General features: G+C 55.0%; 22 protein-coding genes. 4 read left to right on the forward strand and 18 right to left on the reverse strand.

The window, feature by feature from the left end:
* Positions 1-301: 301 nt before the first annotated feature.
* Complete coding sequence (locus HZB29_13545; GenBank protein ID MBI5816621.1) at positions 302-616, forward strand: hypothetical protein; 315 nt, start codon at positions 302-304, stop codon at positions 614-616.
* Positions 617-1,015 carry a DUF2752 domain-containing protein gene (locus tag HZB29_13550; GenBank protein ID MBI5816622.1) on the forward strand — a complete coding sequence of 133 codons (399 nt, stop codon included), beginning with the start codon at positions 617-619 and terminating at the stop codon, positions 1,013-1,015.
* Positions 1,016-1,076: 61 nt separating this feature from the next.
* Here HZB29_13550 and HZB29_13555 read toward each other — a convergent pair whose 3' ends face one another.
* Genes HZB29_13555 through HZB29_13585 form a run of 7 tightly spaced genes read right to left on the reverse strand, consistent with a single transcriptional unit; the run spans position 1,077 to position 5,266 of the window.
* Positions 1,077-1,994 (reverse strand): RluA family pseudouridine synthase, encoded by a 918-nt coding sequence (locus HZB29_13555; protein MBI5816623.1) that lies wholly within the window; start codon positions 1,992-1,994, stop codon positions 1,077-1,079.
* 16 nt (positions 1,995-2,010) lie between these two features.
* Positions 2,011-2,784 carry a prolipoprotein diacylglyceryl transferase gene (gene lgt / locus HZB29_13560; protein ID MBI5816624.1) on the reverse strand — a complete coding sequence of 258 codons (774 nt, stop codon included), beginning with the start codon at positions 2,782-2,784 and terminating at the stop codon, positions 2,011-2,013.
* Positions 2,785-2,825: 41 nt separating this feature from the next.
* The gene (locus HZB29_13565; GenBank protein ID MBI5816625.1) at positions 2,826-3,188 is read right to left on the reverse strand and encodes a DUF86 domain-containing protein; all 363 of its coding nucleotides are present in this window, start codon (positions 3,186-3,188) and stop codon (positions 2,826-2,828) included.
* Positions 3,178-3,483, reverse strand: coding sequence for a nucleotidyltransferase domain-containing protein (locus HZB29_13570; GenBank protein MBI5816626.1), 306 nt, complete (start codon positions 3,481-3,483; stop codon positions 3,178-3,180). The genes HZB29_13565 and HZB29_13570 overlap by 11 nt, the downstream gene beginning before the upstream one ends.
* 56 nt (positions 3,484-3,539) lie before the next feature.
* Positions 3,540-4,115 (reverse strand): zinc-binding dehydrogenase, encoded by a 576-nt coding sequence (locus HZB29_13575; GenBank protein ID MBI5816627.1) that lies wholly within the window; start codon positions 4,113-4,115, stop codon positions 3,540-3,542.
* Positions 4,112-4,501: an alcohol dehydrogenase catalytic domain-containing protein gene (locus HZB29_13580; protein MBI5816628.1), complete on the reverse strand. Its 390-nt coding sequence runs from the start codon at positions 4,499-4,501 to the stop codon at positions 4,112-4,114. Before HZB29_13580 ends, HZB29_13575 begins: the two co-directional genes overlap by 4 nt.
* A gap of 51 nt (positions 4,502-4,552) precedes the next feature.
* The gene (locus tag HZB29_13585) at positions 4,553-5,266 is read right to left on the reverse strand and encodes a hypothetical protein (protein ID MBI5816629.1); all 714 of its coding nucleotides are present in this window, start codon (positions 5,264-5,266) and stop codon (positions 4,553-4,555) included.
* Positions 5,267-5,438: 172 nt separating this feature from the next.
* Between HZB29_13585 and HZB29_13590 the strand changes: the two genes are divergently transcribed.
* A complete protein-coding gene (locus HZB29_13590; GenBank protein ID MBI5816630.1) occupies positions 5,439-6,293 on the forward strand; it encodes a pantoate--beta-alanine ligase in 855 nt (284 codons plus the stop codon).
* The gene (locus tag HZB29_13595) at positions 6,290-7,213 is read left to right on the forward strand and encodes a radical SAM protein (protein MBI5816631.1); all 924 of its coding nucleotides are present in this window, start codon (positions 6,290-6,292) and stop codon (positions 7,211-7,213) included. The genes HZB29_13590 and HZB29_13595 overlap by 4 nt, the downstream gene beginning before the upstream one ends.
* 23 nt (positions 7,214-7,236) lie before the next feature.
* Here HZB29_13595 and HZB29_13600 read toward each other — a convergent pair whose 3' ends face one another.
* The 11 genes from HZB29_13600 to HZB29_13650 all read right to left on the reverse strand — a co-directional run bounded on the left by HZB29_13600 (position 7,237) and on the right by HZB29_13650 (position 20,466).
* On the reverse strand, positions 7,237-9,714 hold the full coding sequence (locus HZB29_13600; GenBank protein MBI5816632.1) for a methyltransferase domain-containing protein: 2,478 nt from the start codon (positions 9,712-9,714) through the stop codon (positions 7,237-7,239).
* A 27-nt stretch (positions 9,715-9,741) separates the two neighbouring features.
* The gene (locus HZB29_13605; protein MBI5816633.1) at positions 9,742-10,761 is read right to left on the reverse strand and encodes a PD40 domain-containing protein; all 1,020 of its coding nucleotides are present in this window, start codon (positions 10,759-10,761) and stop codon (positions 9,742-9,744) included.
* Between the two features lie 41 nt (positions 10,762-10,802).
* Positions 10,803-11,933 (reverse strand): radical SAM protein, encoded by a 1,131-nt coding sequence (locus tag HZB29_13610; protein ID MBI5816634.1) that lies wholly within the window; start codon positions 11,931-11,933, stop codon positions 10,803-10,805.
* The gene (locus HZB29_13615) at positions 11,933-12,910 is read right to left on the reverse strand and encodes a radical SAM protein (protein MBI5816635.1); all 978 of its coding nucleotides are present in this window, start codon (positions 12,908-12,910) and stop codon (positions 11,933-11,935) included. The genes HZB29_13610 and HZB29_13615 overlap by 1 nt, the downstream gene beginning before the upstream one ends.
* A 154-nt stretch (positions 12,911-13,064) precedes the next feature.
* Positions 13,065-13,775, reverse strand: a complete 711-nt coding sequence (locus HZB29_13620; GenBank protein ID MBI5816636.1) for a WbqC family protein — start codon at positions 13,773-13,775, stop codon at positions 13,065-13,067.
* Entirely contained in the window at positions 13,772-14,548 is a 777-nt protein-coding gene (locus tag HZB29_13625; protein MBI5816637.1) for a hypothetical protein, read from the reverse strand. The genes HZB29_13620 and HZB29_13625 overlap by 4 nt, the downstream gene beginning before the upstream one ends.
* Complete coding sequence (locus tag HZB29_13630) at positions 14,545-15,297, reverse strand: hypothetical protein (GenBank protein MBI5816638.1); 753 nt, start codon at positions 15,295-15,297, stop codon at positions 14,545-14,547. The genes HZB29_13625 and HZB29_13630 overlap by 4 nt, the downstream gene beginning before the upstream one ends.
* On the reverse strand, positions 15,294-16,295 hold the full coding sequence (locus HZB29_13635) for a hypothetical protein (GenBank protein ID MBI5816639.1): 1,002 nt from the start codon (positions 16,293-16,295) through the stop codon (positions 15,294-15,296). The genes HZB29_13630 and HZB29_13635 overlap by 4 nt, the downstream gene beginning before the upstream one ends.
* Entirely contained in the window at positions 16,295-16,846 is a 552-nt protein-coding gene (locus HZB29_13640) for a hypothetical protein (GenBank protein ID MBI5816640.1), read from the reverse strand. Before HZB29_13640 ends, HZB29_13635 begins: the two co-directional genes overlap by 1 nt.
* A gap of 551 nt (positions 16,847-17,397) precedes the next feature.
* The gene (asnB, locus tag HZB29_13645; protein MBI5816641.1) at positions 17,398-19,275 is read right to left on the reverse strand and encodes an asparagine synthase (glutamine-hydrolyzing); all 1,878 of its coding nucleotides are present in this window, start codon (positions 19,273-19,275) and stop codon (positions 17,398-17,400) included.
* Between the two features lie 15 nt (positions 19,276-19,290).
* Positions 19,291-20,466 carry a DegT/DnrJ/EryC1/StrS family aminotransferase gene (locus HZB29_13650; GenBank protein MBI5816642.1) on the reverse strand — a complete coding sequence of 392 codons (1,176 nt, stop codon included), beginning with the start codon at positions 20,464-20,466 and terminating at the stop codon, positions 19,291-19,293.
* Positions 20,467-20,680 lie beyond the last annotated feature (214 nt).

The raw sequence follows: 20,680 nt of genomic DNA on the forward strand, positions 1-20,680 counted from the left end.
AATCCATTCTTCCCTTGCCAGTTTTCCCGTTACCGTTTACTCTTTTCATGTGACCTCCTTGCTTTCCGTTGTTTTCGTTCAAAAACATGGTAGCAGGTGAGGTCATACCTTCGTTTCAACTAAGTTTAGGACACTTTCGCGCCGATCCCAATATTAAAGAGTATCAAGGAAGGACTGCATATGATTTTGCCAGAGATGAGAAAGTTAAAAAGATAATACTGGAAGCGCAAACCAAAAAGGCATTAGGGAACTAACCACATTCAAATGCATCTTTACCTTGTAACCAGAAGAGGAGGCCGTGATGCCTGAAGAACTCAAGGATTCTGGAACAGTCACCGCTATATCAGTGGTTGGTTTTGTATTCGGCCTCATAGGATTATTAGGGGCGTTTATTCCTTGCTTAGGGAGTTTGGCTTTCTTCATTGGCATCCCGGCCACACTGATATCAGGACTAGGATTAGGCATTGCTTATTCGCAAAAAACAAAATCTACTTTTGCAATTGTCGCTCTGACTATCAGCTTGATTGGAGTTGTCATATCTGGTGTTCAATATTTTTCTATAATCAGCGCAGGGGAAAATGCAAGAAAGCAACTTGAACAAATGCAAATAAAATAGATGAAACTGCCTGATATCTCCAAAGAATGGAGATTCGCTAATATAGGGATCGCTTGTTTGTTATTTATTGCGCTCCTTTTTCCTTTTACCATTGTTTTGAGTGGAAATACCCCAAATACAACGTGGTACTCCCCAACATGCTTTGTACGTCAACATACCGGAATGCCATGCCAAACATGCGGGCTTACCCGAAGCATAGTTGCCTTTTATCGAGGGGAGTGGGATAATTCACTACGCTATCACAAAAGTGGCATGTTGATAATTGTTGTGGGATTGATAGAGTTATTCTTGAGGCCATTGCCATTACTTGTCCAGCATTCATGGTTCCCTTGGGTTGACATGTTGCAATTTATACTAGTTGGAGTATTTGTAAAATTGGACATTCTTTTCCTTCACTGACTATTTTCCTTGCCGAGCGGCAGGCAGTGTCATGGTTCGGCATGCCCACCATGACGCTTTGTTAACAGTATCCCGCCGGGTCTCCCCCCAATTCTTTTATAAGCCTTGCCATGTCGTCGGGCAAAGTAGCGATGAATTCCATTTTCTTCCCGCTCTTCGGATGGACAAGCCGCATCTTCCAGGCGTGGAGCGCCTGGCGTTTTATGGGATAGCGCCCCACGCCGCGCGAATATACGGGGTCGCCGATAACCGGGCAGTTGACGCTTTGAAGATGCACCCGTATCTGGTGGGTCCTGCCGGTCACCAGAGAAACGAGCACCACGCTCGCCCCCTTTAACGTCTGCGCCACCTTGTATTTGGAGACCGCTTCGCGTCCTCCTTCTTTCATCACCGCCATCTTTTTGCGGTGAAACCTGTGACGGCCGATGTTCCCCTCAATGGTCCCCTCGCGCGGCCTTGGCTCCCCTTTGACCACGGCGATGTATGTCCGGCTCATCGTCCGGTCCGCCAGTTGTTTTGTCAGCGATTCGTGGGCGTCGTCGTTCTTTGCCACGGCGATCAATCCCGACGTGTCCTTGTCCAGCCTATGCACTATCCCGGGGCGGACGACCCCGCCGATGGTGGAAAGCCCTTCGCCGAAATATTTTAAAAGCGCGTGTACGAGGGTGCCCGAATAATGCCCTGCCGCCGGATGGACCACCATGCCGGCCGGTTTGTTTATCACGGCGAAGTCGTCATCTTCGTAAACCACGTCCAGATGAATGTCTTCCGGGGTGATGTCCAGGCTTTTCGGGGCCGGGATTTTCACCTCCACCATATCGCCAGCCTTGAGCTTTTGGGAGGAGCGCGCGGCCTGGCCGTTCACGCTAACCATTCCGTCATTCAAAAGTTTCTGGACGTATGAGCGCGAATAGCCGAGTTCCGACGATGCGAGGAACTTGTCCAGACGGACTTTCGCCCCCTCCGCCGGTACGGTCAGCGCGCGCGGCGCGGCGTCAGATTCCTTCACTTTTATAAAGCCGCCTGCTTCTCAGGTAAAAAATCACCGCCAGCAGTATCCCGCCCGCCGCCAGTATCTGCGAAGTGGAGAACGAATCACCAAGCCACATCCCGCGCGGATCGCCCCGGAACCCTTCCACGATCATCCTGCCGAAAGAATAGAGCCCCACCCATATCCACCACACCTGCCCCTTGAACTTGCGGTATGGGCGGAACGCGGTGATTATGAGGAATATAGTGAACTCGTTGAGCGAATCGTAAATCTGCGTCGGGTGGAGCGGCACGCCGGTGGGGGCGATGGAGTGGACATCCTCGAACGTGACGGCCCAGGGTACATGCGTCTCCCGCCCGTAACAGCATCCGGCGAAAAGGCAGCCGAGCCTGCCGATGGCGTGCCCCAGGGCGGCGGAAGGCGCCGCGATGTCGGCGAATTTCCACATGTCAAACTTGTAAATCCTGGCGCAGATGGCGATGGCGGCCACCGCGCCGATCACCCCGCCATAGAACACCAGCCCCCCCTCCCATATCTTGAAAACGTCCAGCGGCCTGTCCAGGTAATGCCTGTATTCCACCATGACGTAAAGGACGCGGGACGAAAGGATCGCCGAAAGGATGATCCAGAACGAAACGTCATACACCATCTGGGGGGCCATCCCCTCCCGCTTGCCCAGCCGCGCGGCCCAGGCGATGCCCAGAAGGAAACCGCCGGCCACAAGAAGGCCGTAAGTATGAAGCGTCAGGGGGCCGAATTTGAATAGTATGGGATGCATTTAGAATCCATTAATAAGTAATCCAGTGTTTAACGTCTGCTTTACAGGTTTTGATCAGCGGGGGGCGCTGGCATCGCGCCGGCGACTATTTCCCTGAGCCGTGGAAGATGAATCGTGACAATTTCCCATAATTCTTCTTTCCTTACACGGCCGTATTCATGGATGAGAATGTTTCGCAATGCCACGATCTCGCGCCATGGCACATCAGGGTGCGATTCCTTGAAAGAACCTGAAATGTTCCTGGACGCTTCGCCAATGATCTCCAGGTTTCTTTCAACAGCGTCCATGAGAAGGTCATTCCCGGCGAAAACCTTGAAATTATATCCAACGGTATAGCGAAGGATTTTGTCCGCCGCTTCAAGAATGTCAAAAAGACGGGCGGCGTCTTTTGGATCAAGCTGCATATATCAGTTCCGCGGTGGAAAGTATTGCCTGGCGGCGGAATGGATTGCGCAACGATCTTTTGTCGACCAAATCAACCTGGCGCCCGAAAAGGGCCGAAAGCTTGTCCATTATTTCAACCCGGTTTTCAAAAGTTATCCCGCTGTTTTCCTCAAACTCCAAAAGCACGTCAACATCGCTTGCCGGGCCGAAATCATCCCTTAATACGGAACCGAACAGGAACATTTTCCTGATGCCGCGGCCACCGCAAAATCTCGCGATATTCTCCTTGTCCAGCGGAACGCGGATCATAATAATATTTCCAGTCTCTTTAAATATGCGTCAAGCACAAGAACGTTCCGGCGTCTGCAACCCTATTGTATCGAAATCAACGCTTTTATAACATCTTTGCGTTTTGCGTTTTCCAGTATCGCCGCTCCGCCGTCCAGATTCATGATACAGGATATCAGCGGCTCCGGGTCCACTTCTCCCTTTTTCAGCGCTTCTATCGCCTTTGGAAAAGGGCCGCAACGGGAGCCGGTGACGGTGATCTCGTTTATCACGAGTGCGTTCAAGTCTATCGCCCGTTGGTCCGCGACGGTGGTCTTCATCACGATGGTTCCGCGCGGCTTTACCATCCTGGCGGCGTCTTGCATCCCGGAGGCTGAGCCGGTGGCGTCCACAACCACGTCATATTCCCATTCGATATTGCGGGCGGCAGAAGCTTCCATCGTCTCTATCCCGAGTTTGGAGAGTATCCCCAGCCGTTCATGGCGCTTGCCAACGCAAACCAGTTTGCAGGCAGTCCGCCGCAACACCATCGCCACAAGCAGCCCCAGTTTTCCATCGCCCAAAACGGCCACCCGGTGGGATGGTTTGATATCCACTTGTTCCAAAACTTCGAACGCCGCCGCCAGCGGCTCTGTGAACACGGCGCTCCGGTCGCTCACCGAATCCGGGATGATGTGAAGGTTTTGCATTGGCAGGGTGAAACGGTCGGCGAAAACTCCGTCCCGCCCGGCGATTCCAAGCACGGTGCGGTTGGGGCAATGGTGCCCAGCCCACCCATGCAGAATTGGCATTCTCCGCAGGGGCAATTGATTTCCCCTGCCACCCGCTTGCCGATAAGCCCCTTGTCCGGCGCTTCCTCGACCACCCCCACGAACTCGTGCCCCAGAACGCCGGAAAAGCCCATGTATCCGCGCGCCAGTTCCAGATCGGTGTTGCACACCCCGCAAAGCAGCGGGCGGATGAGCGCTTCGTCGGGCTTGGGGGTTGGGTCAGGATAGTCCTTTTCCAGCGTCACGCCGGATCCGCGCAGAACGACGGCCCGCATCGTCAAATACCAGCCAGGCAGGCGTTGGCCATAGCAGGTGTGAGCCGCATTCTACCTGTTGTGGTAATACTGCGCGGGAGTCTGGCTGGCGATGTAGTCCACAGCCTTCACTATGCACACCCGGATAGCTTTTTCCATGGGGGTGTTTTCGTAGTAGCCCAGCCCGAACGGGATCGGGACGCCGCCGATGGCCCCGCCGATGCCGGCGAACCAGTCGGAAGATTTGCCCTCCACGGTCACCGCGCCGACGATGCGGCCGGTCTTTGTGTCCACAACCTTCATGTCTATGGCCATGTACGCGGTCTTGCCGCCGCCGCCCACGCCAAAAAACGCCCCTCCGCCCACAGGCACCCCAACGCCGCCGATCCCACCACCCGCGTCCGGTTCAAACGCCGTCACGGCGGCGGTCACCACAAGCTCCGCCCCTTCAAGCTGGCCTATTGGGGCGGCGGTCTCCTTTTTGATCCTGCCGGTGGCGGCCAGGTCCTGCTCGGCGGTGACCGCGCCGATGTCCGACCTGTCGAGCACGATGAACCTGTTGCTGTGGAACAGGGCTGTGGTAAGCATGTCCGAAAGGCCCTGCCCAAGGTCGCCTTTTCCCTTGGCCGATTTGACGGTGAACTTGTTCACCGCCAGGCGCGCCTTCGGGCCGTTGTATGCCTCCTGCTGGGCCTGCTGCATGGTGGGACCGCCGCCGCTGGTCACCGTGGCCTGCGTTTCCGCCGTGGCGCATCCCGTGGCCACAGCCAGGACAGCCGCGATCATCAACTTGCTGACAATAATGTTTCTCATGAAAGCCTCCAGCATGGTGAACGTTCCACCGTTTTCTTAAAGGATACACCCCGTCGCGGGCTGTTGTTAACACAAAACTTGGACTATCGAAGCTCCAAGCCTCCCTGTATTCTATAATTACGGACAATAACGGGCAAACCAGACGATGAAGATAATCAAACAACCAGGGAAAATGACCGCCGCCATCCGAGGCGAAAGAGTGCAAGGCAGGACGATAGGCTTTGTCCCCACCCTCGGTTTCATGCACGAGGGGCATGAGGCGCTCTTGCTCCGGGCGAGGAAGGAGAACGACGTCCTGGTGGTCTCCCGGTTTGTCAATCCGCTCCAGTTCCGGGCCGCTGCGTTCAAGGCGTATCCAAGGGACGAGGCCTGCGACAGGGAAATATGCCGCCGGGCCGGAGCAGACTACATTTTCTCGCCGGACGCCGGGGCCATGTATCCGGAAGATTTCGACACTTATGTGGAAGTGAAAAAATTGACGGGGAGGCTGGAGGGGGAGAAAATCCGCTGGCACTATAAAGGGGTGACCACAGTGGTGGCCAAGCTTTTCAACATTGTCTGCCCGGACAGAGCCTATTTCGGGAAAAAAGACCCGCACCAGCTGGCCATATTGCGCAAGATGGCAGCGGACCTGAATTTCCCGGTGACGATAATCCCCGTGGCCACGCGCCGGGCGGCGGACGGTCTGGCGCTATCGTCGCGCAACAGCCTTCTTTCGCCCGAAGAGCGCAAGGCGGCGCTAGTGATCCCGGAATCAATCAAAGCTATCGCCGAAAGAATAAAGTTGCGCAAGCCCCCCCGCGCAAAGCTGGCGGGCGATTTGCGGCGCATGATACAGGCGGAGCCATCGGCCCAAGTGGACTTTGCGGCGGTGGTGGACGCGAAGACGCTGCGCGAGGACGTTCATGGTGATGAGACGATGATCTACGCCGCAGTGTTCATCGGCGGGAAACGCCTCACCGACAACCTCGTGGTCAAACACGGCGGGAAGCGGAAATGACCGTGAACAAAGAGGAGTACGACGCGCCACTTGCGTTCCCGGAGCGTGTGACCCTGGAACTGACCAACGCGTGCAACCTGCGATGCGGCTTTTGCCCAAGGCGGCTGATGACCGCCAGGCTCGGTTTCATGGATATGGGGCTTTACAAAAAAGCCATTGATGAAATGGCGTCCATGCGGCCCGTTGGGTTGATCCCGTTTTTCAGGGGGGAGCCGCTTATCCATCCGGAATTTTTGGAGATGATGTTTTACGCCAAGCAAAGAGGCCTCGGCCCGGTGCAGCTTGTTTCAAACGCCATGCTGCTCGATGAAAGGAAAGGGAGGGGGATCATCGAAAGCGGGGTGGACTTCATATCGTTCAGCATGGACACTGTGAACGCCGCCGATTACGAGACATCTCGCATTAAGGCCAGGTATGACGTGGCGGCCGGCAATATTCTCCGTTTCATCGAACTTAAAAAGGGAATGGGGTCGAAGACCCCGGAGATACAAATCTCCTCGGTCCAGACGGACATCGCAAGACCATATAAGGACCGGTTTGTGGAATTCTGGCTGGAGAGGGCGGACAAGGTGCGGTTGTTCGTGGAGCACTCCAAGGACGGCAGTTTCGGAAGCCTTGGATCCGGCTTGGGCCTGCCGGATTTCCCGCGCAGGCTTCCATGCGGGAAGGTGATGAGGGAGATGGTGGTGTATTGGGACGGCCAGGTGGCCCTGTGCAACCATGACTGGGACAGGAAAGATCGTATCGGCGATATCAACACAAGCTCCATATTGGACATATGGAACGGCCCGAGCTACAGGGATATCAGGCGGGCGCATGTGGCCGGCGATGTGCACGATCCGGCGTGCGCCGGGTGCGACCATTGGAAAATGTACTACGTCGAAGAGAAGATGGTCGGGGAAGTATATTCCAGGCGGTGAGCGGAAGGATCAAGGCCGCGGCTTCATTTGATGCGTGTGTACACCTCCGTGAACGGCGTGCGCGAGGCCCGGCGGCCGTTTTCAATGCGATTGATGGATCGCTGCCCCGCCCAGTCCGGACATGCTTTGCAATACATCTCCTTGACTTTGCCCTCGATCTGCACATCCCTGAATTTCCAATACTCCTCCGAATTCCAGATGTCTTCCAATGACCGTTCCTTCACATTAAGCCCGGACGTTTTTCCGTCAATGTCAAAGCCGCAAAAACTTATGTCACCGTTCCACCGGATGTACATGCATTGCCACGGCGCAAAGCAAGCCTGCCTTTTGCCAAGTTTGAAAAAAGGCGGAAGGGTCAGCTGCGCCACGGAAAACTGGTCCTGCCTTATGGCGCGGCTGACGAAGTCCACCTTATCTGCCCAGTAGCCCAGGTACGTTTCAAACTGCGCCTGGTTCCTTTCATCTGTGACAAAGTGCACGCCGATGCCTGGCTTGCTCCTGGTCCCACGCATGCGCGGCAGCGACAGAATATTGCCCCGCGTCAGCTCGAAATCCCCCGGCTCCTGCAATCGCGAATAAGTCCCGGGATCCGCCGCGTCCAGGCTAATCAGGATAGAGTCCACGCCCGAATCAATCAGGAATCTCGCCGCTTCTTCAATCAGCAAAGAGCCGTTGGTGGTGACGCTGACGGCGAAGCCAAGCCCTTTTGCGTATTTAATGAACTCTTTCAGATGCGGGTACAAAAGCGGCTCCCCGCTGAACGTAGGGGCGATGGCCGGTTTTGGGTCCCACTTGGCGGCTTCATCAAGCATCCTGAAGGCCAGTTCCAGAGGCATCGTTTCGTCCCGCATTATCGATCCGGCGAACGGGCTTTCCGGGGAGTGGAACTGGCATTTGCCGCACCTTTTGTTGCATGACGGATTCAAATCGAAACTTATCGACTTTGGGAACCGGTAATACTTTTTGAATCTATCCTTGTAGTAATATCGGTAATCCTCCCTCGACGGCCAGGCCACGCCATGGTAATCGCCTTTTCCGCTGGCGCAAAGGGCTCCATCAAGGCCGCCGCCATTGATTCCGTTGATCGCCGCCGCCGTTAGAAATTCAATGCGCGCCTGGGTGAACTGCCGCAGATCGAAGTTGGCGTAATCTTCTTTCATGCCAAGGAATTTTTCACGATAGCGCGCCAGAACGTCGCTTTTCAGGTCCGCCCCGCTCAATCGGACCGCTATCCCTTCGCTCACATGCTGGAAATTGCCGGCGATCCAGCGCCATGCCGCCGCGCGATCGTCAAATGCATGGGGCGGTTGTCCGTGTAAAACGTCCGCCGGATGGCCGCCAAGCGCAAGCTTTCCCTCCCGGGTGTTGCGCAGGATGAAAACGATTGGGTTCAGACGGCTGTTTTGCGCGATGTGATACGCCAGGTCCGCGTCGGCGTCGGTGGCGCATTCAGCGACGAGTATGCGCCTGAAGAAAAATTCCTCCGGCGGCAGGGTGTGCCCCAACACCCTGAATTTCGAAGTTTGCCCTTTCTGCCGCGCCAGCGTTTCATACCTGTGTATTTTGCGCTTTTCGGCGGGAGAGGGGGCCTTGTTCAATTTTAGTTCATGGAGTATTTTTTCGTATTTGCCGGTTTTGTAATAATCCTTGATATGTTTTTTCGCCATCCGTATCTTGGCGTCCGCTTTTTCTCCGTTCGCCGCGAAATCGTATCCAGCCGGGATTTCCGATTTGACGGCGACGCAATATTGATATGGATAGTGATAGCCTTCATAGGTGACGTGCCCGTTTGTGTCCTGCGAAACGATCTTGAAACCCCGCGATTCCAAAAGCGCCCGCAAAGTTATCGGGGAAAATGTGGCCGTATGATCCAGGAAGAAGTTCCGCCAAAGGAATCCGTGCGGCTCGTCCAGGTTGTTCGTGGCTATGAACAGCAGCCCATCCTTGTCTAACAGACGGCGCATCCTGGCCGCGGTCTGTTTAGGATCGTAGAAGTGCTCGAATACGTTGTCGACAATGATGAAATCGAATCCCCCGGCAGGCAGGTCCATGTCTTCGAACAGCCCGGTGCGTATATCGAGCTTGTAGTTCCTTCTTCCGAATCCGGAAAGGGAATTTTCAGGATTTACCCCGGTCAGCGATAGTTTCAGGCCGGACTCGTCCCGCAAAACCTTGAGCATCGCGCCGAAACTGCAGCCGATGTCCAGAACACGGTCGCCGTCCTTGAGGAATTGTTCAAGGTACTGGAGCCTCAACCGGCTGATGGCGATTATGTGCTCCTCAAAACTTGGAGGGATGTCGGCTATTTGCGGCTGCGTGGCGGACATGTAGCTTTCGTAATACCGGCGCAGCTCGTCCGGATCGAACCTCGGGCTTTGGAACACAAGGCCGCAATGTTCGCATATCCGGTTGCTTACCAGGATTTTGTCCGGCGCCCCAAAGCCGTAATACGGAAGGGACTCCCCGTTGCCGCAAAGAAGGCAGTTATTCACATGTTCCATGATGAACGCCTAAAGCTTCTGAAAAAATCAGTATATATCGAAGTTGTATATTTCCATGAACCGTTGCATGCGGTATGGCCCCGGTGATGGAATCCGTTTGGGACGGCCTCCGCCGTTGCTTAAGTCCAGGAAGTATAAAGCAAGCTCGCTGGAATTTACAAAAGCCAACACTCCTGAGTCCCTGCTCCATCTCGGAAGCATGTACCTTTCATCCGGCCCGCCGATTTCCACGAGCGGCGCGTGGCCGCTAGCAGGAAATATGACTATTTGGCTGCTGGCCCTGTCATCGCCGAGCCTGTGCGCCGCGACCAGCTTTCCATCTGGCGAATATCGGGGAGACGGATTGCACGGAGTGTTCCAGGCCGCGATATTTTGGGGGCTTCCGTTGTCTTCGAGAGATATCTCGAAAATGTTGAAAAGCCCGGGCGACGCCGATTCACAACGTTCGTAAACAATCCTGCCGCCGAATGCGCTGGGTATTCCGGCGCCGTAATTTTCAGGATCGTATGACAATGGAGTTTCACGGCCGTCATCGAAGTTTATTTTGAAAAGGCCGAAAAGCCCGGCCGTATTTCCAGATTCGATTATGACCGATTCCCCATTTCCTGTGAACACAGGATACGCGTCCATCCGGTCATTATCCGTAAGCCGCCTCGGTTTGAATTCCGGCCAGTCTGAGACGAATATTTCGGCAAGGTTAGCGCCCTTCAGCGTCATCTCAGGTGATCTGCACCACGCAAGGCGTTTGCCACAGGGGGATATTGCCGGGGCGTAATCATTCATGCCGTCATCGGTGAGCGCAATCGACCGGCCTGCCGATAAATCGTAGTAATGCAGGTTGAAGCGGCCTTCATGACGTTCCGCGAAGAAAACACCCATGCCGTCCGGCGTGAATATTGGCGTTATGGCGTCTTCCCCGGAAACGCCCTCAAGCAGGGTGAATTTGGAAAAATCCCCGCAGGTCAGATAAAGCCTGGAAAATCCGGTTTCGTCTTTCGCGGAAAAGACTATTTTGATTCCATTTCCGCCAGGTGGATTATTCGTCATGCTCGGATTGAACAACCTCTAAAATATGATCGGCCACCGGTTCACTTCCGGAAGTTCAGGCTGCCTTTTTCGATATTGTGAAACGTGGTCCAGAAGCCGTTGCGCTCGATTTTGACGTTTCCATCGGTCACCGCCGGGAAGCCGAACTGGCATCTCCAGCGCTCGCATTTGTCGCAATACGATTCGGCATACCGTTTCCCGGCCACCATTTTCCTGAAATCGGCCATCGGCTTGCCGCTCCAGATATCCTTTAAGCTTTGTTCGTGGATGTTCCCCATTATCGCGTTGGCGGTGTTGGCCCGCGTGACGTAGATGCTGCATGGGATCACGTCGCCGTTGTGGCACACGCCCATCGTCTGCCAGGGGACGACGCAAACGGGCCTTTTGCGCGGCTGCATCACGGTCATGGGGGCGGAAATCATCGTCCCGAACTTGTCGTTCACCTCTCCCATGGAAACGTAGTTGACCCTTGGCAGCCATTGGTCCAGGAAAGCCTTGCGTTCCTGCGCGGTCTGCCCCAGGTTGCAAAGGCTTATCCCCACAGTTATCGGCCAGCCGCTTTGCTCGTTTGCCTTGAGAAAATACGAGATGTTCTCAAGCACCTTGTCGTAATTGGCGGGGATTCTGATGGTCTCAAACCACTTCTTGTCCCCGTCCACGCTGAAAAACACCGAGCCTTTATAGAATTTGACAAGCTCGTCGGCGAACTTCGGAGTGAACAGCGTCCCGTTGGTGTTGAAATAATTGACTAGGCCCAAATCCGTGGCATGGCGGAGAAACTTGAGATAATCTTTGTGCATGAGCGGTTCGCCGTCGTAATTCATAAGCACGGGAGACCCGTTTTCCTTCGCCTCGTTGGCCGCCTTCTCAAACGTCTCATGGCTCATAAAACCCCGGTCACGCGTGTAATGATCCACTCCGAACCTGTAATTGCAATGGGTGCATTTCAGGTTGCACACGTTGGTCACTTCAAGGGCTATGTACGACGGAAAGACCGGAAATACTTTCCCGTTCATCTGATCGATGGACGGCTCGGCCACGGTGGGATATGGCAACGGCTCCGGATCTCCCAGGTTCCTTGCGGCAGGCTGCCCGATCACCCAAGGATTCCCTTCCGTACCGGGGTCATGGGCGTTCAAAACAGTCCCTGTTTGCGAGGTTTCGTTTTCCATTATTTCCATCCGCCTCCATTGGAGGAGCTTGATTGTTTGTCCCAGAATTCCGGGAACAGCGACCACACGATGCAGTTTTGGCAATGTTCCAGTTCGCCGGGCCTGTTTTCAAGGTGCGCCTGGCGGTATCTATTGATATTTTCGCCCTTCCATATGGACTCGAAGCTTTGCTTCATGATGTTGCCCAGCGGGTTTTTCTCCCCCGTCACATGGATAAAGCACTTGGACACGTCCCCGTTCGGCTCTATTTTCGTCGCATACCACAGCCAGGCGCACGGATATCGCTCCTCCGGAATGTTCTGGGCCACCGCCGGGCTGACCCCGTTGTTGTCCACCATCCCGGCCCAGTTGCCATAGTTTCTCACGATGGCCTGGTCGGCGATCCCTTCCCACCGTTTCCTGAAATCAGCGAATTCGCTTTCCAGCTCTTTTATCTGGATTATGTGGGTGGTGATCTTCAGGTGCTTCGCGCCGCGCTTATTCCGCGTCTCCACCAACTTCTCCAGATTCCTGCAAACCCGCTCGTAATCCTTGGCTCCGGTGAGCCATTTGTAACTTTCCGCCGATCCTGCGTCCAGCGAGAATGAAAGGTGGTCAATTCCGCTGTCCACGATTTTTTCGCATCTTTCGGCGTTGAGCAGAACGCCGTTGGTCGCCACGACTATTTCAGCCTTTGGGCACAGCTTCCGCGCCATGAACATATAATCGTCCGCTTTCGGATGCATGAACGTCTCGCCGTAGGCGCTGATTTCAACATTAATGGACTTGCGCCCGACCTCCTTGCATGCGCGCTCCATGACATCGTCGGTGATATACCGCTCTTTCTCCGGAGGAGAGTTGAACATCGGGCACATCCGGCAAAGCCTGTTGCACTTGTACTCGCCCAAACTTATCCCGTAAGAGAACGGAAAACCCATCCGCATGTGCTGCTTGCGCAGGGATTCCTTTTCGGCGGCCGTCAGGTTGTGTATGTCCACGCTAATTAATACTCACATGATGAAATGGCGGAAGGACCGAAGGCCATGGCTTTGGATACCGCATACTTCTCCCAATAGTCCACACACCTATAATAATCGTCATCCGGGCGGGAAAGTTTAGCCAAATCTTCCGGGCAGAAAAACATATTGCCGTTTATGCGCCGGTTTTGACCAATTCCGCGGTCTTTTCAGCGCCTATGTTGAAAAGCGCGTCCAGGATGGACATTCCGGGCGCAAAATCCTTCAGCCCATATTGATGATAACGCGGATTCGCAAATCCGCTTTTGACCAGGCGGACACCCGCTTTTTCGTACACACTTTCATCTTCATACCCAGCCGCGCCGTCTCCGGCCAGATAAGTGTCCGCCCCGGCCATCTGGCAGATTGCCGCCAGTCTTTCACTCCCGCTTTTTTCCAGGACACCGGGATCGCTTGTTTGCGATTGTCTTTCGAACTTTGGACTCAAGCCCAGACGTTCCGATATTTCCATTATGTTGGCGATATTGTACTCAGCCAATGAGACGCTTGGGCGGTGTATCATTGGTTCCACCCATTGAATCACCGGGGCAAAACATGGCGCTTTTCCGTAAAAGTGCGCGAGTGTTTTGACCATTTTCTCCCGCCAGGGCTGGCCGTTGTCTATCATGATGTCCGCTATCGAGCCGATGCCCTCGCTTCGAACAATCGGGCATGTCAACCAGCGCGGTTCGCCGTCCACCAGGATTTTCACCCGGTTGATCCATGAGCCACGGCTCGTCCTGGGAAACTGCACCGTATCCAGAAAAACGAAAACGTCCGCCATGGCGATCTTGCGGAAATACCCCATCCATGGAAAGAAATTCGGCTGGTGGATAGCGGCGATCATCCGGCCGCCTCATGCCGCAACCGCCGGATATCCTCGATGTCCAGCGGCCTGTCAACAACGACTTTGTTTCCATCGCGCCCGGTATAAAATGCCCCCGGCCATGGAGGGACAAGCGCCCTTGTGAGGTTTTGTATTTTTTCATCAGGCCACGACCAGTCTATAAGCCCGTCTTCCGGTTTCCGGCGCGGCCATGCGCGGGCCCGGCTTTCATCCTGTGTTTTCGCTGGAACACGGCTTGCGGCAAGCCTGGGTATCCACTCCGCGAGCAGGGCTTCACCTGCGCCAGCGAGTTTCTCCCGCAGGGTCAAGGCGGTGTCGCAGTCTTCTATTGAAACTTTGCGCTCGGCTATCACCGGGCCTGTGTCTATTCCTTCATCAACGTAATGAAGGGTGACGGCGGTTTCTTTTTCACCGTTGATCATGGCCCATTGCAGAACGTTGGCCCCGCGGTATTCCGGCAGTTTTCCGCCATGCAGGTTCACAACACCCATCGGGAAAGCTTGGATCAAATCGCGCCAGAGTATGCGGCTGTAGGAACAGATCACGCCAAGCTTGGGCGACGGCCACCCGAGCATATTTTTAATGAACTCGGCCCGGCCAGACGGCTCCGGATGGCCCAATAACGGTGGTCCTTCGTAGATTGTGAAGGACCAGTTGACGGCAGCCTCGCGTTTCGGATCCATTACCATAAAGGCGGGTTTGTCCGGCCACAAGGCGCGCAAAACCATCGGGACACCGGTTTCGTCCCCGAAGACAACAACTCCTCCGGTCACGGTTTCCCGCCGTACCACGGGCATTTTTCCATCTGGCCCAGTATTTCATCCCCCAGACCGCCGCGCCAGACACTGTTATTGGAGAACTCGCCGGCAAGCTGGCCGAACTTGTTTTTGAAGGTCCTGCGCAAGACCTCCTTCATTTCATCGCCCCCCATGACCCAATTGAATGGATGAAGGAGGACCTGGATTACCGGCGCTCCGCTGTTCTTTGCGAATTGGATTATTTTGTCCGAATCATGGCGCATGTTTGAATCGGAGATATACTTGCCATCTCCAAAGAAGCGATCTGCGTATGCGCTGATGAATCCCGCCTTTTCCGCCTCCAGATTGATTTGAGAAAAATCGGTGGGCGGGTTGTGCCACGCCACCACCCGGAGCGCCTCCGGAGCCGCCATTTTAAGGATGCCAACCTCCCGTTCAAGCCTGCTTATGTCCAGTTGCCCGCTGGTGTGGTGAAAATGCAGCCCTATCCACTGGCCCGATTCGGCGATTTGGCGGATGGCTCCAAGGTTGTCTTCCGAAAACAGATTGTATAAAGGCGAAGCGGCCTGGACGAAGAAAGTGCCCGTTGCTCCGCATTCCCTGTTTATTCCGGCCAGCCGCGCCGCCCAGGCAGGATCATAGTCCACGTCCAGCCGCAGGAGCGTCCCATCATCGGGCAGGTCCGCGAACGAGACTAAGCGCCTGCCGGAATCCTTGAGCGACAAGATTAGCTTCTTATACGCCTCGACATTGAACGTTTTCATTTCTTGCGCCGCGAGAGCAGGTTGAACAACTCCTCTTCCACGTCCATGCCCAATCGCATTCGCGTGCTTTTCCACATGGATCCAGGAGCGAATGGCTTCCCGTTTTCCCCATCAGAAACTTCCAGCAAGGCCAGTATGCCGCCGCCGGTGTATATCCATGATTCTCCGCTATAAGGATCGTTTTTGATCACATGCCCGGGAACGCCTATGTCATCCGTCCGTTCCTTGACCACCCGGCTTTTCCAGACGTAAAATTTCCTTAACGAGTTGTCAGCAATCCGGCAATATGTGTACGCGCCGGAATATGGTTTTGCGAGGGACCGCACCAGCGCATGAATTTTCTTGGCGGACAAATTCCATTCTATCCTGCCATCCATCGGAAGACGGGGATGACATCTGAACGGTTTTACTTTTTTTATGGGCTGGATTTTCGGTTTGATAGTTCCATCCGCAAGCCCGTCCAGCGCTCGCAAAAACATGCCTGGGACCCGATTTTGAGCAAGGCGGTTTATATCATCTATTGTCGTATCATCCGCAAGGCGCATCTGCTCCTTGAGCAAAATCGGGCCAGAATCAATCTCTCCCGCCTCCATGAAATGCACTATAAACGCGATATTTTTCTCACCCATCAGAATGGCCCAGTTTGTGACCGCGTTTCCGCGATAACGCGGCAGATCTCCAAAATGGGCGTTTAACACGCCGAACCTGAACAGGTTGATGTGCTCTTTGCCTGCGATGGTGATCCAGTTCAGTGAAACACAAATGTCGGTGCCGGTTTTTTTTATAAACCCAACTGCGGTTTCGTCCAGTTTTTGCGCAGATAAAAAAGGTATGCCGTTTTCACGCGCCAGCTTCCGGAAATCAGATTCCGTCCTTTTGTATTCCGGCCTGGCTTTGGCCGTAATTATGCCGGTGATTTCATGCTTCCCGCCGCGCAATAACAGCCTGGCCGTATCATAAAGAATTTCCGTGCGCCCCATGATAAGGACTTTCACCATCAACTCCTTCTATTTGACGGAGGCCCGCCGCGCAACGCCATTGCCGGGCTGTGCGCCAGCGCGATCCCGACGGCTTTTTCAGGATCCCCGGTCAAACGCATTCCTTTTACAAGTTCCTCGCCCACCTTGAGCCCCGCTGTGTGAAGGTCAATGACGGGCTTTGGCCCCAAATATGCTGTTGTTACCGTCATCACGCCCGGAGCAACCCGCTTTTCCGGGATTTTGCGGATATTGAGCCTGTCCATGCTCTCGTAGTCCATCGCCCCGCTGATATGGACAACAGGTACTTCATTTTTAGCGAGCGACTTTAGGGACAGGCCGGTTTTCCCGCCAAGGACAAGCGACCTTGCATGGTGTTCGCATACAACAACACAATCCGCTTTGGCCGCGAAATCCCTCGCCACCCCCATCTCCTTTTTCCATCCATGAAGGGGATTGATGCGCTTGACTATGGCCCCGTTGTTTTTCAGCGCCCGATGGATTTCGTCGCCGAAAACGCCGGATCCGGCAAGAATAATATTTGACCTGAACACTTCTATTTCCGCTTCCATGAGCAACCGCAAGGCAAGCATGCCGACATACCGGAAAGTGCATAAACGCTTGTGAGTTTCACATGTTCCCAAAACGGGGACGCCCTTTCGTTCGCAAGCCCCGACATCTACGTCTGAATGCCTGACCTCCCAAGGCTCGCACATCAATGTTATCGCCGAGCCTGTTTTCATGCGGCTTATGAAATCCGCGTCCAAAGGCCGGACAAAGCCGGTGTTTGTCACAAGGTCGGCGTTCTTGGCATGTTTGTGCGGCGGATCAAACGTTACCTTTATCCGGTTGGATATATTTAATTCCCCGGCGAGCCCGCGCAACCGTTTTGCCACCTTTTTCGCGGTTCCGTATGGTGAGTCCTTTGCAACTGCGACAACATGTTCGCAGCCAGCCATGGCGGCTATCAAAGGCGTGCAGGCAAAGGCTCCTGACGCGGCCTCAGTTAAAACGTTCATCTTTTTCAAATCAAGCTTGAAATCAGCTATCGCGGATTCCGCGAGCCTCTTAAAACGTCTGAGGGAAAATGTATCGTTCAATGGTTATATGCCGCTCAAACTTTTCAAGCGAACCTTTTGAGCCATTCTTCAAAGCTGATAAGCGACCATATCAGCAGACGCCTGTTCGTCCTGCCTTCAAGGTGGCCGTCCACTAAGCCCAGCACTGTCTTGCGGTCCATGTACTCGTATATCCTTGCGTTGTCATTGTAGAGAATCCGCCGCACGTAATCAATGCTCTCGCCCTTAAACCAGCTTGCGTCCGGCGCCGTGAATCCCTGTTTTATCCTTGTGGTCACTTCCTCTGGTATATACCGCTCCATCATCCTGCGAAGGACAAGCTTTCCGTCCCGCGTTTTCTCGAAATACCTGGCCGCTTTCGGTCCGAATTCGTTTTCGTTAAGCCGGGCCACTTCGCCAAGGTTGCCAAGTTTCATCTTTACCGGGGTCTTCATGGCGAAGTCCACCAGGTCGTTGTCCATGAAAGGCGCCCGCGTCTCCAGCCCGTGGGCCATGCTCAATTTGTCCTCCACCATGAAAAGCCCGTGCAGGAACGTCTTCGCCTCGAAATAAAGCGAATGGTTTATATAATCCTCAGCCGTGTTTATCTTTTTCACATGGCCGTTGAACATTTTGCGGAATATGTCCCGCGTCCGCACGTGCTTCACGTCGCTCCACACCGGAGCGAATATCCTGTCCCGGGTATCATCGTCCGGGATGAGCCTCTGCCAGAAGGCGTAATACTTGTCCACATAGCTTTCGAAATTTCCGTTCACCGCGGCGCGGTAATACCGCCAGGGATAGCCGCCGAACATCTCGTCCCCACCCGCGCCGGAGAGTATCACCTTGCAGAACCTGGAGGCCAGGCGGGCCGCGCAATAGTTGGGATAGCTCTGGCCCACCCTGGGGTATTCCAGGCTTCCGGTGACGGCGCCGATGACCCGCTCCATGTCCCCCGATTTCAGGACCATCTCGTAATGTTCTGTCTTGAACAGGTATGACATGTATTCGGCCTTGGCCCGCTCGTCAAACCCCATTTCCATGCCCGAGGCGGAGGTCAAATCGAATCCCACCGTGAACGTCTTGATATACGGCAGGCTTTTTGCCGCCACGGCTGTTATGGAGCCGGAGTCCAGCCCGCCGCTCAAGTAGCTGCCCAGGTCCACGTCGCTTACCAGCTGCCGGTGTACGGCCTGCCTGAAAAGGAAATCAAGCCGCGCGACGCATTCATCGGCGTTGACCGGCTTTTCCGGCTCGGTGAAATCATAGTCCCAGTATTGGACGGGAGGCCCGGCGGTCCCGTTCCCGGCGTTTATCGTCATATGCGAGGCGGCGGGGAGCATTTTCACGTCCTTGAAAAAAGTCTTGTCCGTGAAGATGTTCTGGAACGTGAAATATTCGAGCAGCGCCTCTTTGTCCAACTGTGTTTGATATGAACCGTGCGCCAGAATCGCCTTTATCTCGGATCCGAACAGGAACTGTCCGCCGCTCTGAAGATAGTAAAGGGGCTTCATCCCATACCTGTCCCTGGCCAGGAAAAGCTCCTTGTTTTTCGCGTCCCATATGGACAAGGCGAACATCCCGTTGAACTTGCCCAGCGCCTCTTTCCCCCATTGGGCGTATGAATGAAGGACAACCTCCGTGTCTGAACGTGAATGGAACCTGTGCCCCAGCCCCTCCAGCTCTTTGCGCAGTTCCATGAAATTGTATATTTCACCGTTGTAGGAGATTGTAAGCCCTCCGTCGCCGGTGGCCATAGGTTGGGACGCGGCGGAGCTGACGTCGATTATGGCAAGGCGCCTGTGGCCAAGGCCGATGGGGCCAAGCATGGCAATCCCTTCGCCGTCAGGGCCCCGGTGGGCTATGGCCCGTGTCATTGCAAGCACGCTCTCCCGGTTGGCCGGAGAGCCGTCCAGATTGACCGCGCCGCATATTCCGCACATCGTGAAATGACCTTGTTATCGCAATGATTTTAAGCAGTCCACCACATACGCGTAATCGCTTTCGTCCATCCGGTTGTGAAGCGGGATGGCCATGCTTTTCGTGGCGCAGGCGTATGCGTTCGGGCAGTCAGCGGGTTTCAGCCCGTACCGGCGCGAATAATAGCCCAGGGTATGCGCGGCGTGGGTTCCGGGGCGCGTGGCCACCCCCATGGCGGCCAGCCGGTCCATTATTTCATCCCGTCCCGCCGGGGCCTTGTCTTCGTCCACCATTGTCACAAAAGCCTGCCAGCCATGCTCGTGCCCCTCCGGAGTGTTGGGCAGGCGCAGCCAGCCGATGTCCGCAAGTTCACGCATGTAATATTGCGCCCACCGCCTGCGCTCCGCCAGAAATCCGTCCAGTTTCCTCAACTGAACCAGCCCCACCGCCCCCTGCAGGTCCGTCATCCGGTAGTTGAATCCAACATCATTAAAATCGGGGAGCAGATATGGTTTTGGAGATTGGTGGCGCGCTTCCTCGGGGGAGGATGCGCCGTGGTTTCGCAGCATGTTCACTTTGCCGGCCAGCGCGCCGTCGTTGGTGGTGATCATCCCCCCCTCGCCGGTGGTGATAATTTTGCGCGGGTGGAATGAGAACGCCCCGGCCACACCCAAAGACCCGGCGGGCTGGCCTTTGAACGATCCCCCTGCCGCGCACGCCGCGTCCTCCACGATGATTGCGCCTTTCACCGCCTCGGCCAGAAGGTCCATATCGGCGCACAGGCCGAAAAGATGGACGGCGATGACAGCCTTAGTGCGCGAAGCAACTTTCGCCCCAGCGCTTTTATGGCCGATGTTGAACGTCGCCGGGTCGATATCGGCGAAGACCGGCGTTGCCCCGCAGTACTCCACGGCGTTGGCCGTGGCCACCCATGTGAAGGATGGGACTATAACCTCGTCCCCCGGCCCAATGCCCGCCGCCTTGAGGATCAGGTGCAGGGCGGTGGTGCAGCTTGTGGTGGCCACCGCGTGTTTGACCCCCTGGCGAAGCGCGAAGGCTTTTTCAAACTCGGCCACTTTGGGCCCCTGGGTCAGCCAGCCTGTTGAAAGGGGGCCCAATAGCGCGCGCCACTCCTCCTCGCCGGTGGAAGGCAGGGCTATGGGAACCGTCTTTACCGGTTTGGGCGCGGCATGGCCTGTTGAAGAAGCTTTCATCTTGCTATTATCGGCAAATCTGTCCATTACCTTTATTCTTTAAGATGGCCATAATCCCGGCGGTGGGAGCGCAATCAAAACAAATGAGGCTTTAAGCCCGTATTATAACCGAAGCTGTCCATAACCGCTGTATGGCCCCCAAAAGGGGACGCATGTTTTATTGGCCAGCCCTCTATTGTTTCGGGGCAAAACCGCCGATAATATATAATCCTGC

It is taken from the genome of Nitrospinota bacterium, from assembly GCA_016235255.1.
Classification (GTDB): Bacteria; Nitrospinota_A; UBA7883; order UBA7883; family JACRLM01; genus JACRLM01.

Bases quoted from the DNA above. Each gene is read 5' to 3' on its own strand.
- lgt (MBI5816624.1), bottom strand. From the start codon at position 2,784: ATGCATCCCATACTATTCAAATTCGGCCCCCTGACGCTTCATACTTAC.
- asnB (MBI5816641.1), bottom strand. From the start codon at position 19,275: ATGTGCGGAATATGCGGCGCGGTCAATCTGGACGGCTCTCCGGCCAAC.
- HZB29_13550 (MBI5816622.1), top strand. From the start codon at position 617: ATGAAACTGCCTGATATCTCCAAAGAATGGAGATTCGCTAATATAGGG.
- HZB29_13630 (MBI5816638.1), bottom strand. From the start codon at position 15,297: ATGAAAACGTTCAATGTCGAGGCGTATAAGAAGCTAATCTTGTCGCTC.
- HZB29_13650 (MBI5816642.1), bottom strand. From the start codon at position 20,466: ATGAAAGCTTCTTCAACAGGCCATGCCGCGCCCAAACCGGTAAAGACG.
- HZB29_13605 (MBI5816633.1), bottom strand. From the start codon at position 10,761: ATGACGAATAATCCACCTGGCGGAAATGGAATCAAAATAGTCTTTTCC.
- HZB29_13640 (MBI5816640.1), bottom strand. From the start codon at position 16,846: ATGGAAGCGGAAATAGAAGTGTTCAGGTCAAATATTATTCTTGCCGGA.
- HZB29_13600 (MBI5816632.1), bottom strand. From the start codon at position 9,714: ATGGAACATGTGAATAACTGCCTTCTTTGCGGCAACGGGGAGTCCCTT.
- HZB29_13635 (MBI5816639.1), bottom strand. From the start codon at position 16,295: ATGGTGAAAGTCCTTATCATGGGGCGCACGGAAATTCTTTATGATACG.
- HZB29_13565 (MBI5816625.1), bottom strand. From the start codon at position 3,188: ATGCAGCTTGATCCAAAAGACGCCGCCCGTCTTTTTGACATTCTTGAA.
- HZB29_13585 (MBI5816629.1), bottom strand. From the start codon at position 5,266: ATGATCGCGGCTGTCCTGGCTGTGGCCACGGGATGCGCCACGGCGGAA.
- HZB29_13580 (MBI5816628.1), bottom strand. From the start codon at position 4,501: ATGCGGGCCGTCGTTCTGCGCGGATCCGGCGTGACGCTGGAAAAGGAC.
- HZB29_13545 (MBI5816621.1), top strand. From the start codon at position 302: ATGCCTGAAGAACTCAAGGATTCTGGAACAGTCACCGCTATATCAGTG.
- HZB29_13590 (MBI5816630.1), top strand. From the start codon at position 5,439: ATGAAGATAATCAAACAACCAGGGAAAATGACCGCCGCCATCCGAGGC.
- HZB29_13610 (MBI5816634.1), bottom strand. From the start codon at position 11,933: ATGGAAAACGAAACCTCGCAAACAGGGACTGTTTTGAACGCCCATGAC.
- HZB29_13595 (MBI5816631.1), top strand. From the start codon at position 6,290: ATGACCGTGAACAAAGAGGAGTACGACGCGCCACTTGCGTTCCCGGAG.
- HZB29_13620 (MBI5816636.1), bottom strand. From the start codon at position 13,775: ATGATCGCCGCTATCCACCAGCCGAATTTCTTTCCATGGATGGGGTAT.